General features: G+C 52.0%; 13 protein-coding genes and 1 pseudogene. 9 read left to right on the top strand and 5 right to left on the bottom strand.

Annotation, left to right across the window (positions count from 1 at the left end; genetic code table 11):
* On the bottom strand, positions 1–564 hold a 564-nt coding region (locus tag ACUU1M_RS14850), incomplete at its 3' end, for an MFS transporter (RefSeq protein ID WP_001164550.1).
* 320 nt (positions 565–884) lie between these two features.
* On the opposite strand from ACUU1M_RS14850, the gene ACUU1M_RS14845 reads away from it, so the two are divergent.
* The 5 genes from ACUU1M_RS14845 to ACUU1M_RS14825 all read left to right on the top strand — a co-directional run bounded on the left by ACUU1M_RS14845 (position 885) and on the right by ACUU1M_RS14825 (position 6,239).
* Positions 885–1,670, top strand: a complete 786-nt coding sequence (locus ACUU1M_RS14845; protein WP_005076698.1) for an SDR family oxidoreductase — start codon at positions 885–887, stop codon at positions 1,668–1,670.
* A 69-nt stretch (positions 1,671–1,739) separates the two neighbouring features.
* Positions 1,740–3,194, top strand: coding sequence for an FAD-binding oxidoreductase (locus ACUU1M_RS14840; RefSeq protein WP_000059318.1), 1,455 nt, complete (start codon positions 1,740–1,742; stop codon positions 3,192–3,194).
* A gap of 21 nt (positions 3,195–3,215) precedes the next feature.
* Positions 3,216–4,625 (top strand): MFS transporter, encoded by a 1,410-nt coding sequence (locus ACUU1M_RS14835; protein WP_000147663.1) that lies wholly within the window; start codon positions 3,216–3,218, stop codon positions 4,623–4,625.
* A complete protein-coding gene (locus tag ACUU1M_RS14830) occupies positions 4,603–5,382 on the top strand; it encodes an electron transfer flavoprotein subunit beta/FixA family protein (RefSeq protein ID WP_152028918.1) in 780 nt (259 codons plus the stop codon). The genes ACUU1M_RS14835 and ACUU1M_RS14830 overlap by 23 nt, the downstream gene beginning before the upstream one ends.
* Positions 5,379–6,239 (top strand): electron transfer flavoprotein subunit alpha/FixB family protein, encoded by an 861-nt coding sequence (locus tag ACUU1M_RS14825; RefSeq protein ID WP_005076689.1) that lies wholly within the window; start codon positions 5,379–5,381, stop codon positions 6,237–6,239. Before ACUU1M_RS14830 ends, ACUU1M_RS14825 begins: the two co-directional genes overlap by 4 nt.
* A 147-nt stretch (positions 6,240–6,386) precedes the next feature.
* Here ACUU1M_RS14825 and ACUU1M_RS14820 read toward each other — a convergent pair whose 3' ends face one another.
* The 4 genes and pseudogenes from ACUU1M_RS14820 to queD all read right to left on the bottom strand — a co-directional run bounded on the left by ACUU1M_RS14820 (position 6,387) and on the right by queD (position 8,930).
* Positions 6,387–6,962, bottom strand: a complete 576-nt coding sequence (locus tag ACUU1M_RS14820) for a glycerol-3-phosphate responsive antiterminator (protein WP_001130284.1) — start codon at positions 6,960–6,962, stop codon at positions 6,387–6,389.
* A gap of 16 nt (positions 6,963–6,978) precedes the next feature.
* The gene (locus ACUU1M_RS14815) at positions 6,979–7,239 is read right to left on the bottom strand and encodes a ferredoxin family protein (RefSeq protein WP_000109521.1); all 261 of its coding nucleotides are present in this window, start codon (positions 7,237–7,239) and stop codon (positions 6,979–6,981) included.
* Positions 7,230–8,490 (bottom strand): annotated as a pseudogene (locus tag ACUU1M_RS14810) (FAD-dependent oxidoreductase). Before ACUU1M_RS14810 ends, ACUU1M_RS14815 begins: the two are co-directional and overlap by 10 nt.
* A gap of 77 nt (positions 8,491–8,567) precedes the next feature.
* Positions 8,568–8,930: a 6-carboxytetrahydropterin synthase QueD gene (queD, locus tag ACUU1M_RS14805; protein ID WP_000108294.1), complete on the bottom strand. Its 363-nt coding sequence runs from the start codon at positions 8,928–8,930 to the stop codon at positions 8,568–8,570.
* A gap of 318 nt (positions 8,931–9,248) precedes the next feature.
* Between queD and cysJ the strand changes: the two genes are divergently transcribed.
* The 4 genes from cysJ to ACUU1M_RS14785 all read left to right on the top strand — a co-directional run bounded on the left by cysJ (position 9,249) and on the right by ACUU1M_RS14785 (position 13,984).
* The gene (cysJ, locus tag ACUU1M_RS14800) at positions 9,249–11,048 is read left to right on the top strand and encodes an NADPH-dependent assimilatory sulfite reductase flavoprotein subunit (protein ID WP_000211948.1); all 1,800 of its coding nucleotides are present in this window, start codon (positions 9,249–9,251) and stop codon (positions 11,046–11,048) included.
* Positions 11,048–12,760, top strand: a complete 1,713-nt coding sequence (gene cysI, locus ACUU1M_RS14795) for an assimilatory sulfite reductase (NADPH) hemoprotein subunit (protein WP_001290717.1) — start codon at positions 11,048–11,050, stop codon at positions 12,758–12,760. Before cysJ ends, cysI begins: the two co-directional genes overlap by 1 nt.
* A gap of 73 nt (positions 12,761–12,833) precedes the next feature.
* Entirely contained in the window at positions 12,834–13,568 is a 735-nt protein-coding gene (cysH, locus tag ACUU1M_RS14790) for a phosphoadenosine phosphosulfate reductase (protein WP_000039857.1), read from the top strand.
* Positions 13,569–13,831: 263 nt separating this feature from the next.
* Complete coding sequence (locus ACUU1M_RS14785) at positions 13,832–13,984, top strand: Hok/Gef family protein (protein WP_000956458.1); 153 nt, start codon at positions 13,832–13,834, stop codon at positions 13,982–13,984.
* The last annotated feature ends 55 nt before the right edge of the window (positions 13,985–14,039 follow it).

Raw genomic sequence — 14,039 nt, 5'->3', positions numbered from 1 at the left:
GCACAGAATCCCCAACAAGATGTAAACCACACTGTAGATGATAATGACTGTTTTCAGGCTGGCGCTGTCATCCGGTGCAAAGCGAGAAAAGACCCACATGGTAAACACCGCCAGCGACATTACACCGACGCCGCGCAGCCCTTCCATCCAGCCCATAATTTTCCCTTGCTCGCTATGATCGCCAAGCAACGAGGCGGCTTTAATCGACACCGACCACAGCATTAAAATCGTCGTTATCGCAAAGGCGACCTGAATGCAGAGCATTACCCACAGCGGTGGATACGTTGCCATTAACAGACCCAGTAATCCGGTAATGATCATCGCGGAAGTAATCATTTTGCGGTGTGAAAATTTATCGGCAATAACGCCGCTGGGGGCATAAAGAATAATAGCCGCAATACCAAAGGTACTCATTATTAAACCTATCTCGGTATTGCTGAATCCCATAAATTTCGCCATGGGAATTTGATAAATATAACGTAAATAAGCCAGGTCAAAACTAACGCCGCCGCTAAAACTAATTATCGCGAGGGTTATCCAACGGCGATATGAGTTGTGTTGCATATCGTATTCCCATTTGTAATAGACAAAAAAAAAGAGAAAAGTAAGCCGCCCTTTCAGGTGGATTACTTTTCTCAGGTCTCTAGTAATTGCAATAAGAAATAACATGGAAAGCAGAGGTGTTGTGTGAGAGTAATCACGCTTCTGCTTTTTAAAACTATTTGACAATACGAATATCACACTGTGATTACGATCACATTAGCAGTTATGCCGTTATGCTAAAAATTATCTCCAGTTACCAGAGATAATGAGAAAGGTAACTTCCCTCTCGCGGGGGAAGTTACCTTTCTTTTTTTTTTGCCTTACGGAAATTGGAGCTAACTATGTCAATCGAATCTCTCAATGCGTTCTCAATGGATTTTTTCTCCCTGAAAGGTAAAACAGCAATTGTTACCGGCGGGAATAGCGGTTTAGGTCAGGCATTTGCAATGGCGTTGGCCAAAGCTGGCGCAAATATTTTTATTCCTAGCTTCGTCAAAGATAACGGCGAAACAAAGGAAATGATTGAAAAACAGGGTATTGAAGTGGACTTCATGCAGGTGGATATCACCGCAGAAGGCGCACCGCAGAAGATTATCGCTGCCTGCTGTGAGCGCTTCGGTACCGTCGATATTCTGGTTAACAATGCCGGTATTTGTAAGCTGAATAAGGTGCTGGACTTCGGTCGTGCCGACTGGGATCCGATGATTGATGTGAACCTGACCGCCGCATTCGAGTTAAGCTATGAAGCGGCAAAAATTATGATCCCGCAGAAAAGCGGCAAAATTATTAATATCTGTTCATTGTTCTCTTACTTAGGTGGACAATGGTCACCTGCATATTCTGCCACTAAACATGCTCTTGCCGGGTTCACCAAAGCTTATTGTGATGAACTAGGTCAATATAATATTCAGGTAAATGGTATCGCCCCTGGCTATTATGCAACAGATATTACGCTGGCGACACGCAGTAATCCAGAAACCAATCAGCGCGTTCTTGATCATATTCCGGCAAACCGTTGGGGCGATACTCAGGATTTAATGGGCGCAGCCGTGTTTCTCGCAAGTCAGGCATCGAATTATGTCAACGGGCATTTATTAGTGGTCGATGGCGGTTATTTAGTGCGCTAATCCATAACGGTGGTTTCTGTTTTCTCTTATTAATGATTATTCCATTTTTATTATCAGGAAGGAATTACTATGTCTTTATCTCGCGCAGCGATTGTCGACCAGCTAAAGGAAATTGTTGGTGCAGATCGCGTAATTACCGATGAAACAGTATTAAAGAAAAACAGTATTGACCGTTTTCGTAAATTTCCGGATATTCATGGCATTTATACTTTGCCGATTCCGGCAGCGGTCGTAAAACTCGGTTCCACAGAGCAAGTATCCCGTGTGCTGAATTTTATGAATGCGCACAAAATTAACGGTGTGCCGCGTACCGGTGCTTCCGCCACCGAAGGTGGGCTGGAAACTGTTGTAGAAAACTCGGTGGTGCTCGACGGCTCCGCCATGAATCAAATCATTAATATTGATATTGAGAATATGCAGGCGACGGCGCAATGTGGTGTTCCGCTGGAAGTGCTGGAAAACGCGTTGCGTGAAAAAGGTTACACCACGGGGCATTCTCCGCAGTCAAAGCCGCTGGCGCAGATGGGCGGCCTGGTAGCAACCCGCAGTATCGGGCAGTTCTCCACACTCTACGGCGCAATCGAAGATATGGTCGTTGGTCTGGAGGCAGTGTTGGCAGATGGCACCGTCACACGCATTAAAAACGTGCCACGCCGCGCGGCTGGCCCGGACATTCGTCACATCATCATCGGCAACGAAGGTGCATTGTGCTATATCACTGAAGTAACAGTGAAAATCTTTAAATACACCCCGGAAAACAACCTCTTCTACGGCTATATCCTGGAAGACATGAAAACCGGCTTCAACATCCTGCGTGAAATCATGGTGGAAGGGTATCGTCCGTCGATCGCTCGTTTGTATGACGCTGAAGATGGCACCCAACACTTCACCCATTTTGCCGACGGAAAATGTGTGCTGATCTTTATGGCTGAAGGTAACCCTCGCATTGCGAAGGCGACGGGCGAAGGGATTGCGGAAATCGTTGCCCGCTACCCGCAGTGCCAGCGCGTGGACAGCAAACTGATTGAAACCTGGTTTAACAACCTGAACTGGGGACCGGATAAAGTGGCTGCCGAACGTGTGCAGATCCTCAAAACCGGCAACATGGGCTTTACCACCGAAGTGTCCGGCTGCTGGAGCTGCATCCACGAAATCTACGAAAGCGTTATTAACCGTATTCGTACTGAGTTCCCGCACGCCGACGACATCACCATGCTGGGCGGTCACTCCTCTCATAGCTATCAGAACGGCACCAACATGTACTTCGTCTATGACTACAACGTTGTTGACTGTAAGCCGGAAGAGGAAATCGACAAGTACCACAATCCGCTCAACAAAATCATCTGCGAAGAAACCATTCGCCTCGGCGGTTCGATGGTGCACCACCACGGCATTGGTAAACATCGCGTTCACAGGAGCAAGCTGGAACACGGCAGCGCGTGGGCGTTGCTGGAAGGGCTGAAAAAGCAGTTCGATCCTAACGGCATTATGAATACGGGTACTATCTATCCGATTGAAAAATAATGTATCAGGCAGCGTTCCGCGATGACGGGGCGTTGCCTTTTCGGCTTCTCAGGCGAGAAGCCGTTCTTATTACCGGACAATGAAGGGGTAAAGATGAACACTTCACCGGTGCGAATGGATGATTTACCGCTTAACCGTTTTCACTGTCGAATTGCTGCGCTCACTTTCGGCGCACACCTGACCGACGGTTATGTTCTCGGCGTCATTGGTTACGCCATTATTCAACTTACGCCCGCCATGCAACTGACGCCGTTTATGGCGGGAATGATCGGCGGCTCGGCGCTCCTTGGTTTGTTTCTTGGCAGCCTGGTTCTTGGGTGGATCTCCGACCATATTGGTCGGCAAAAAATCTTCACCTTCAGCTTTTTGCTGATTACGCTCGCTTCGTTCTTGCAATTTTTTGCCACCACGCCAGAGCATCTTATTGGGCTGCGCATTTTGATCGGCATTGGTCTGGGAGGCGATTACTCAGTAGGTCACACCTTGCTGGCTGAATTTTCCCCGCGCCGCCATCGCGGTATTTTGCTGGGCGCATTCAGCGTGGTGTGGACCGTAGGCTATGTGTTGGCAAGTATTGCCGGACATCACTTTATTTCCGAAAACCCAGAGGCCTGGCGCTGGTTGCTGGCATCGGCAGCTCTGCCCGCGTTGTTGATTACGTTATTACGCTGGGGAACGCCAGAATCGCCACGTTGGCTACTGTGCCAGGGGCGTTTTGCAGAAGCTCACGCTATCGTGCATCGCTATTTTGGTCCCCATGTTTTACTGGGCGATGAAGTGGTAACGGCGACCCATAAACACATCAAAACCTTGTTCTCTTCGCGTTACTGGCGGCGCACGGCGTTTAACAGCGTCTTCTTTGTCTGCCTCGTAATCCCATGGTTTGTGATTTATACCTGGCTGCCAACTATCGCCCAGACTATTGGTCTGGAAGATGCGCTGACTGCCAGCCTGATGCTTAATGCGTTGTTAATTGTGGGCGCGCTGCTGGGATTAGTTCTGACGCACCTGCTGGCACATCGCAAATTTTTGCTGGGAAGTTTTTTGCTGCTGGCGGCAACGCTGGTAGTAATGGCCTGTTTGCCTTCCGGCAGTTCATTAACGCTGCTGCTTTTTGTTCTCTTCAGCACCACCATTTCGGCAGTCAGTAATCTGGTGGGCATTTTGCCTGCGGAAAGTTTTCCTACTGACATTCGCTCGCTGGGCGTCGGTTTTGCCACCGCCATGAGTCGACTTGGCGCGGCGGTAAGTACTGGCCTGCTGCCGTGGGTGCTGGCGCAGTGGGGAATGCAAGTCACCTTATTGCTCCTGGCGACAGTGTTGTTGGTTGGTTTTGTTGTGACCTGGCTATGGGCACCAGAAACTAAAGCCCTCCCGCTGGTGGCGGCGGGAAATGTAGGAGGTGCGAATGAACATTCTGTTAGCGTTTAAAGCCGAACCGGATGCCGGAATGCTGGCGGAAAAAGAGTGGCAGGCGGCGGCTCAGGGTAATAGCGGACCGGATGTTTCGCTACTGCGAAGTTTACTCGGTGCTGATGAACAGGCCGCTGCCGCGCTGCTGTTAGCGCAGAGAAAAAACGGTACGCCGATGTTTTTAACCGCGTTGAGCATGGGGGATGAACGGGCGTTGCACTGGCTGCGCTATCTCATGGCTCTTGGGTTTGAGGAAGCTGTATTGCTGGAGACGGCGGCAGATCTGCGCTTTGCGCCGGAATTTGTCGCTCGCCATATTGCCGAATGGCAGCGTCAGAATCCGCTGGATCTGATAATTACCGGCTGCCAAAGCAGCGAAGGGCAGAATGGGCAAACGCCATTTTTGCTGGCGGAAATGCTGGGCTGGCCCTGCTTCACCCAGGTGGAGCGTTTCACTCTCGACGCGCTGTTTATCACCCTCGAACAGCGTACTGAACATGGGTTGCGCTGTTGCCGGGTTCGCTTGCCTGCGGTGATTGCCGTGCGTCAGTGCGGTGAAGTGGCCTTGCCAGTACCGGGAATGCGCCAGCGAATGGCTGCGGGGAAAGCAGAAATTATCCGTAAAACTGTTGCTGCCGAAATGCCAGCGATGCAGTGTCTGCAACTGGCAAGAGCAGAGCAACGACGCGGAGCGACGCTGATTGATGGGCAAACGGTAGCAGAAAAAGCTCAAAAGCTATGGCAGGACTATTTACGCCAAAGGATGCAGCCATGAATATCGCAATTGTGACAATAAATCAGGAGAATGCCGCAATAGCGAGCTGGCTGGCGGCGCAGGATTTCAGCGGTTGTACGCTGGCGCACTGGCAAATAGAACCTCAGCCCGTAGTGGCGGAACAGGTGCTGGATGCGATGGTGGAACAGTGGCAGCGAACGCCTGCGGACGTTGTTCTCTTTCCGCCGGGAACGTTTGGCGATGAACTGTCGACCCGGCTGGCCTGGCGTTTACATGGTGCAAGCATCTGTCAGGTGACTTCGTTAGATATTCCAACCGTAAGCATGCGCAAATCCCACTGGGGAAATGCGTTAACGGCGACGCTGCAAACAGAAAAACGCCCGTTATGCCTTTCCCTAGCGCGTCAGGCGGGAGCAGCGAAAAACGCCACGTTGCCCTCTGGAATGCAGCAACTGAACATTGTCCCAGGTGCGCTTCCCGACTGGCTGGTTAGCACAGAGGATCTGAAAAATGTTAGCCGCGACCCATTAGCTGAGGCCAGACGGGTGCTGGTGGTGGGGCAGGGCGGAGAGGCAGATAACCAGGAAATCGTTATGCTGGCAGAAAAGCTGGGAGCCGAAGTGGGCTACAGTCGGGCGCGAGTGATGAACGGTGGCGTTGATGCTGAAAAAGTGATTGGTATTTCCGGACATCTGCTGGCACCTGAGGTGTGCATTGTTGTTGGCGCTTCCGGCGCAGCAGCGTTAATGGCGGGCGTACGCAATAGCAAGTTTGTGGTGGCGATTAATCATGACGCCAGCGCAGCGGTATTTTCACAGGCAGATATTGGCGTGGTTGATGACTGGAAAGTGGTGCTGGAGGCACTGGTGACAAACATTCACGCAGAATGCCAATAACGTGCTGCCGGATGATCCAGCCTACGGTTCTGGACTGGGGACCTGTAGGCCTGATAAGACGCGTTAAGCGTCGCATCAGGCGCTGAATGTCGGATGTGGCGTGCGGCCAACAAATCAAAACAAATTCAATTGGTTACGATTATCCCGTCAAAGCAATTTTTTCGCTAACGTCCAGACTCCGGTATTCGTGGTGGAAAGCGCCACGACACCCGCGTTAATCGCATTACGCGCATCTTCTTCATCGCATACCAGCCCGCCAGCAATCAGCGGTTGGCGGATTTTTTCCGTCACCCAGCCCAGCACTTTGGGCATGCAGCCTGGCAGGATCTCAATACAATCCGGATTCGATTGCGCAACTTGCTTATCAATGTTGTGAAACGAAATCGAATCAACAATAAACAGGCGATGAATACAGAAAAAAACTTCCGCTCTTGCCGCTTTTAGCATCGATGCTTTGGTGCTGATAATTCCATCCGCCTCGGTCACCAGTTTCAAAAACTGAATCACCACTTCTTTATTTGACGCGCCTTCCAGCAAATCAACATGAATAAAAGCATATTTCCCGGCGTTCTTAATCTTTTTAACGATATTACTGATGGTGCAGATATTGCCGTACAACACGGAAATAAACTGGCATTCAGAATCGATGGCCAGTTGCAGGCTGGCATTATCTTTAACGGCAGCAACCACCGGATTCTGGCGGAGCAGGTGTAAGAGGGGCATAAATTATCCTTATTATTTATCCAAAGCGGTAGGTGATGCCGAATCCGGAAGGCGGATAGCGCCACTGTTGTAGTGTGGATTCGTCACACAGCAAACGGCAGGTGCCACACTCCAGGCAGCCGCGATAGTCAATACGTAAGTCACCTTCCTGTGTGAGAGAAAAAAGATCTACCGGACAGGCGTTAATCAACCGTTGTACCATCTGACGCTCAACGGAGTCAGCCGGAACAATGTGCGGCGCATCAGCAACGCGCCAGAGATTACGGGCTACAGACATCGCAGACTCCTGATAACATCGCCCGCCAGATGCCACAGGCCATGACGACGTAAATGACGCCAGAATAACTGGCGCAGCGGTGGAACAGGTTTATCACCCTGATCCCATAAATCGCGGGAAATATCCTGCATTAACGCAGGCCACGCCCGATACCAGCCAGGGCGTTGCAAAATGCTGATAACGTTGTAGAACATCCCATAGCAGGCTGCGCTCTACGTTGTGATGATAAAGCGCAAACAGATTTTGCGGCTCGCGGTGCTGGCAGGCGCTTATTAGCGTTTGTGCCGCCGCCTGTGCGCCAGTCAGCGCCATATCCATGCCGCGCACGGAAATTCCGGTATTGACGCAACTGCGCAACGCATCGCCCACCAGCAGCCAGCCGTTACCGGCGTATTGCACCGGCATACTGTGCAAGCCACCTTCTGGCACCAGATGCGCACCATACTCCAGTGATTCCGTGTTTTTGATAAGCGGGCGCACTGCCGGATGCGCTTTAAAGCGAGTCAGCAGCTCGCTTGCCGGAACACGACTTTGCGTAAGGGAAGAGAGCGGGCAAACAATCCCTAACGAGAGCGTTTGTTGATTAGTATAAAGAAATGCGCCGCCGGGTAAGTCATCACAGATTCCGCCGCTGAACAGCAACGCTGCGCCTTCGTTATTCTCCAGATGAAAACGTTCTTCAATAGCGGATGTTTCCAGCGACAGCACTTCTTTGATCCCCAACGCCATCGCTTCGCCAGCAGGACGAGTCACTAACCCGTGACGTTCAGCCAGGACGCTGTTGGCACCTTCTGCCAGCACCACATAACGGGCGCGGAGAATATCGTCACCACAAATAACGCCACAGACTCTGCCGTTTTCTTCATACAGTGCATCCACCGTCGCTCCGGGGATGCATTCGACACCTTCTTTTTCGGCTTCGGCAACCAGCCACGGATCGAACCGTGCACGTAATACACTCCAGGATTCACCGCCGGGCTGTAAGCTGGAAAACGTCGTTGCGCCATCCGGCGTTAACAGGGAAAGGCTTTCGTGAGTGATGCGTCGTTCAAGAGGCGCGGTCAGATGAAATTGCGGGAGGAGTTCCGCGAGTGCATGGGTATATAACCGCCCGCCGGAAAGATTTTTGCTGCCGGGGATTTCAGCGCGTTCGAGTAACAAAACGGATAAATCCGCTCGCGCGCAGCGTAACGCGCAAGCGGTGCCTGCAATACCGGCACCAATAATAATAATGTCGCAGTCGTCTTCCATGTCATGCCCCAGATATCCAGAACACAACACCCTAACATAGCGTTACTAAAGGGAAATTGACCGCCGACACACTCTTATCATTCGCCGCGATAGATACACCCTGCGGTGCAGGTTTCTTTTACCATCACCGCACTTAACAGCGGCACAACGGGTTTAACCTGATCCCAAATCCATTTTGCTAAAACTTCGCTGGTTGGGTTTTCCAGACCTGGAATATCATTGAGATAATGGTGATCGAGGCGCTCATAAGTTGGCTTAAACGCCGCTTTCAGTTCAGCGAAATCGATAATCCAGCCCGTATGCGGATCGACTTCCCCGGTAATTTCCAGTCGCACCATAAAGGAATGCCCGTGCAGGCGACCACATTTATGCCCTTCCGGGACATGTGGTAAGCGGTGAGCGGCTTCGAAGGTGAAATCTTTAAATAACGTGGTGGACATCATAATTTCTCTACAGGACGATAAAACCGCCGTAGAGTACCGGAAAGGCTGTTTTTTCGCATTATCTAAAACGACTTTGTTGCGCAAAATCGCTGATTTATCTTAATGATTGGCTAAATTCATTTGTTTTTCATTAGGTTGGTTAATCTATTTTGTTGTTAAAGACTATTGCTAAAACAGGTTAGTCGATTTGGTTATTAGTTATCGCTATCCCGTCTTTAATCCACACCGTTCACCCCGTTAACCTTACCTTCTCTTCTGTTTTATGGGCGCTGACAGGGCGCAGAAACAGCTTTGCTTACTGGAACATAACGACGCATGACGACACAGGTCCCACCTTCCGCGTTGCTTCCGTTGAACCCGGAGCAACTGGCACGCCTTCAGGCGGCCACGACCGATTTAACGCCTACCCAGCTTGCCTGGGTTTCTGGCTATTTCTGGGGCGTGCTCAACCAGCAGCCTGTTGCGCTTGCAGTGACGCCAGCGCCCGCCGCAGAAATGCCGGGTATAACGATTATCTCTGCTTCGCAAACCGGCAATGCGCGCCGGGTTGCTGAAGCATTACGCGATGATTTATTAGCAGCAAAACTGAACGTTAAGCTGGTGAACGCGGGCGACTATAAATTCAAACAAATCGCCAGCGAAAAACTGCTCATCGTAGTGACGTCAACGCAAGGGGAAGGGGAACCGCCGGAAGAAGCCGTCGCGCTGCATAAGTTCCTGTTCTCCAAAAAAGCGCCAAAGCTGGAAAACACCGCGTTTGCCGTGTTTAGCCTCGGCGATAGCTCTTATGAATTTTTCTGCCAGTCCGGGAAAGATTTTGACAGCAAGCTGGCGGAACTGGGTGGTGAACGCCTGCTCGACCGTGTCGATGCTGATGTTGAATACCAGGCTGCTGCCAGCGAGTGGCGCGCCCGCGTGGTTGATGCGCTTAAATCGCGTGCGCCTGTCGCGGCACCTTCGCAATCCGTCGCTACTGGCGCGGTAAATGAAATCCACACCAGCCCGTACAGCAAAGACGCGCCGCTGGTGGCTAGCCTCTCTGTTAACCAGAAAATTACTGGGCGTAACTCTGAAAAAGACGTTCGCCATATCGAAATTGACTTAGGCGACTCGGGCCTGCGTTACCAGCCGGGTGACGCGCTGGGCGTCTGGTATCAGAACGATCCGGCACTGGTGAAAGAACTTGTCGAACTGCTGTGGCTGACAGGCGATGAACCTGTCACTGTCGAGGGCAAAACGTTGCCTCTGAACGAAGCGCTACAGTGGCACTTCGAACTGACCGTCAACACCGCCAACATTGTTGAGAATTACGCCACGCTTACCCGCAGTGAAACACTGCTGCCGCTGGTGGGCGATAAAGCGAAGTTACAGCATTACGCCGCGACGACGCCGATTGTTGACATGGTGCGTTTCTCCCCGGCACAGCTTGATGCCGAAGCGCTAATTAATCTGCTGCGCCCGCTGACCCCGCGTCTCTATTCCATTGCCTCCTCGCAGGCGGAAGTCGAGAACGAAGTACACGTCACCGTTGGTGTGGTGCGTTACGACGTGGAAGGCCGCGCCCGTGCCGGTGGTGCCTCCAGCTTCCTCGCTGACCGCGTGGAAGAAGAGGGCGAAGTCCGCGTATTTATCGAACATAACGATAACTTCCGCCTGCCCGCTAACCTGGAAACCCCGGTGATTATGATTGGCCCAGGCACCGGTATTGCGCCGTTCCGCGCCTTTATGCAGCAACGCGCCGCTGACGAAGCGCCAGGTAAAAACTGGCTGTTCTTTGGCAATCCGCATTTTACGGAAGACTTCCTGTATCAGGTGGAGTGGCAGCGCTACGTCAAAGAGGGTGTGCTGACGCGGATCGATCTCGCCTGGTCGCGCGACCAAAAAGAAAAAGTTTACGTACAAGATAAACTGCGCGAACAGGGCGCGGAGCTGTGGCGCTGGATCAATGACGGTGCCCACATTTATGTCTGCGGCGACGCTAATCGCATGGCGAAAGACGTTGAGCAGGCACTTCTGGAAGTGATTGCCGAATTTGGTGGCATGGACACCGAAGCGGCGGATGAATTTTTAAGTGAGCTGCGCGTAGAGCGCCGTTATCAGCGAGATGTCTACTAATGAGCGAAAAACATCCAGGGCCTTTAGTGGTCGAAGGAAAACTGACAGACGCCGAGCGCATGAAGCTTGAAAGCAACTACCTGCGCGGCACCATTGCGGAAGATTTAAACGACGGTCTGACCGGCGGCTTTAAGGGCGATAACTTCCTGCTGATCCGCTTCCACGGCATGTATCAGCAGGATGACCGCGACATCCGCGCCGAACGTGCTGAACAGAAGCTGGAGCCGCGCCACGCGATGCTGTTGCGCTGCCGTCTGCCGGGTGGAGTTATCACCACCAAACAGTGGCAGGCGATCGATAAATTTGCCGGTGAAAACACCATCTATGGCAGCATTCGCCTGACCAACCGCCAGACGTTTCAGTTCCACGGCATTCTGAAAAAGAACGTCAAACCGGTGCACCAGATGCTGCACTCGGTCGGTCTTGATGCGCTGGCGACTGCTAACGACATGAACCGTAACGTACTCTGCACCTCGAACCCTTACGAGTCGCAGCTGCACGCAGAAGCGTACGAGTGGGCGAAGAAGATTTCTGAACATCTGCTGCCGCGTACCCGCGCGTATGCGGAGATCTGGCTCGATCAGGAAAAAGTCGCCACCACCGATGAAGAACCGATCCTTGGTCAGACCTACCTGCCGCGTAAGTTCAAAACCACGGTAGTGATCCCGCCGCAGAACGATATTGATCTGCACGCCAACGACATGAACTTCGTGGCGATCGCGGAAAACGGCAAGCTGGTGGGCTTCAACCTGCTGGTGGGCGGTGGGCTTTCTATCGAACACGGTAACAAGAAAACCTACGCCCGCACGGCGAGTGAGTTTGGCTATCTGCCGCTAGAGCATACGCTAGCGGTGGCGGAAGCCGTCGTGACAACTCAGCGTGACTGGGGTAACCGAACCGATCGTAAAAATGCCAAAACCAAATACACACTGGAGCGCGTGGGGGTTGAGACGTTTAAAGCGGAAGTGGAGCGTCGCGCGGGGATCAAATTTGAACCGATCCGCCCGTATGAATTTACAGGGCGCGGCGATCGTATTGGCTGGGTTAAGGGCATTGATGATAACTGGCACCTGACGCTGTTTATCGAAAATGGTCGCATCCTTGATTATCCGGGGCGTCCGCTGAAAACTGGCCTGCTGGAGATCGCGAAGCTCCACAAAGGTGATTTCCGCATTACGGCGAACCAGAATCTGATCATCGCCGGTGTGCCGGAAAGCGAGAAAGCGAAGATCGAGAAAATTGCCAAAGAGAGCGGGTTAATGAATGCCGTCACGCCGCAGCGTGAAAACTCGATGGCCTGCGTGTCATTCCCGACTTGCCCGCTGGCGATGGCGGAAGCGGAGCGTTTCCTGCCGTCTTTTATCGACAACATCGATAATTTAATGGCGAAACATGGTGTCAGCGATGAGCATATCGTGATGCGTGTAACAGGCTGCCCGAACGGTTGTGGTCGCGCGATGCTGGCGGAAGTGGGCCTGGTGGGTAAAGCACCGGGTCGCTACAACCTGCATCTTGGCGGCAACCGCATTGGGACACGTATCCCACGGATGTATAAAGAAAACATCACCGAGCCGGAAATCCTGGCGTCGCTTGATGAACTGATAGGGCGCTGGGCGAAAGAGCGCGAAGCGGGTGAAGGCTTCGGCGACTTTACGGTGCGTGCGGGCATCATTCGCCCGGTGCTCGATCCGGCGCGCGATTTGTGGGATTAACCATCAGCCCGGTCTTGTAGGCCTGATAAGACGCGTGAGCGTCGCATCAGGCAAGGCAAACAGTGAGGAATCTATGTCCAAACTCGATCTAAACGCCCTGAACGAACTGCCGAAGGTAGATCGCATTCTGGCGCTGGCAGAAACTAACGCCGAACTGGAAAAACTGGACGCTGAAGGCCGCGTTGCCTGGGCGCAGGATAATCTGCCCGGTGAATATGTACTTTCTTCCAGCTTTGGCATTCAGGCGGCGGTGAGCCTGCATCTGGTGAATCAGATTCACCCGGATATTCCGGTGATCCTCACCGACACCGGCTATCTGTTCCCGGAAACCTACCGCTTTATTGACGAGTTAACGGACAAACTCAAGCTCAACCTGAAAGTGTACCGCGCTACCGAAAGCGCCGCCTGGCAGGAAGCACGCTACGGCAAACTGTGGGAACAGGGCGTTGAAGGCATTGAAAAGTACAATGACATCAACAAAGTCGAACCGATGAACCGGGCGCTGAAAGAACTGAATGCGCAAACGTGGTTTGCTGGCCTGCGGCGTGAACAATCCGGCAGCCGTGCCAATTTACCGGTGCTGGCAATTCAGCGTGGCGTATTTAAAGTGCTGCCGATTATCGACTGGGATAACCGAACTATTTATCAGTACCTGCAAAAACATGGCCTGAAATATCACCCATTATGGGACGAAGGATATTTATCGGTGGGCGATACCCATACAACCCGTAAATGGGAACCCGGCATGGCGGAAGAAGAAACGCGTTTCTTTGGCTTAAAAAGGGAATGTGGATTACACGAAGGGTAAATATTGCCGGATAAATTAAACGCCTCTGTCAGAAATGATGGGGGCGTTTTTATTTTGCGAGCAGCATTCCGGCATTTAAAGGTGAACATCGCAGGGAAAATTAACAGGTATAGAATGGCGTTGGGTGCTTGAGGCTGTCTGGCGTTAAGCATTCGCGAGGTTCCAGATGGACAAAAGCCCCAGGCGATATTTCTATCAACCTGAGGCTCGCGTTCGAACGTAGCAATTCGGATGTTAGTCTCTTCTTTGCAGGGAGGCAAGACATGCTGACAAAATATGCCCTTGTGGCAATCATCGTACTGTGTTGTACAGTACTGGGATTCACATTGATGGTAGGTGACTCGTTATGTGAGTTGAGTATCAGAGAACGTGGTATGGAGTTTAAGGCAGTTCTCGCTTACGAATCGAAGAAGTAGCCACCACGCGGGGGTAAAACCCCGCGTACTGAATTGTGATGGTTTGGTCTCCTGC

Source organism: Shigella sp. SIG6 (assembly GCF_053555815.1).
Note: the sequence above shows the minus strand (reverse complement) of the source record. Positions and strands in the feature narration are given on the sequence as shown.

What these genes read in the sequence shown, in the direction of transcription:
- ACUU1M_RS14835 (WP_000147663.1), top strand. Translation starts at nt 3,216, where the DNA reads ATGACGGGGCGTTGCCTTTTCGGCTTCTCAGGCGAGAAGCCGTTCTTA.
- cysJ (WP_000211948.1), top strand. Translation starts at nt 9,249, where the DNA reads ATGACGACACAGGTCCCACCTTCCGCGTTGCTTCCGTTGAACCCGGAG.
- ACUU1M_RS14815 (WP_000109521.1), bottom strand. Translation starts at nt 7,239, where the DNA reads ATGTCTGTAGCCCGTAATCTCTGGCGCGTTGCTGATGCGCCGCACATT.
- cysH (WP_000039857.1), top strand. Translation starts at nt 12,834, where the DNA reads ATGTCCAAACTCGATCTAAACGCCCTGAACGAACTGCCGAAGGTAGAT.
- ACUU1M_RS14820 (WP_001130284.1), bottom strand. Translation starts at nt 6,962, where the DNA reads ATGCCCCTCTTACACCTGCTCCGCCAGAATCCGGTGGTTGCTGCCGTT.
- ACUU1M_RS14845 (WP_005076698.1), top strand. Translation starts at nt 885, where the DNA reads ATGTCAATCGAATCTCTCAATGCGTTCTCAATGGATTTTTTCTCCCTG.
- ACUU1M_RS14830 (WP_152028918.1), top strand. Translation starts at nt 4,603, where the DNA reads ATGAACATTCTGTTAGCGTTTAAAGCCGAACCGGATGCCGGAATGCTG.
- ACUU1M_RS14785 (WP_000956458.1), top strand. Translation starts at nt 13,832, where the DNA reads ATGCTGACAAAATATGCCCTTGTGGCAATCATCGTACTGTGTTGTACA.
- ACUU1M_RS14840 (WP_000059318.1), top strand. Translation starts at nt 1,740, where the DNA reads ATGTCTTTATCTCGCGCAGCGATTGTCGACCAGCTAAAGGAAATTGTT.
- cysI (WP_001290717.1), top strand. Translation starts at nt 11,048, where the DNA reads ATGAGCGAAAAACATCCAGGGCCTTTAGTGGTCGAAGGAAAACTGACA.
- ACUU1M_RS14825 (WP_005076689.1), top strand. Translation starts at nt 5,379, where the DNA reads ATGAATATCGCAATTGTGACAATAAATCAGGAGAATGCCGCAATAGCG.
- queD (WP_000108294.1), bottom strand. Translation starts at nt 8,930, where the DNA reads ATGTCCACCACGTTATTTAAAGATTTCACCTTCGAAGCCGCTCACCGC.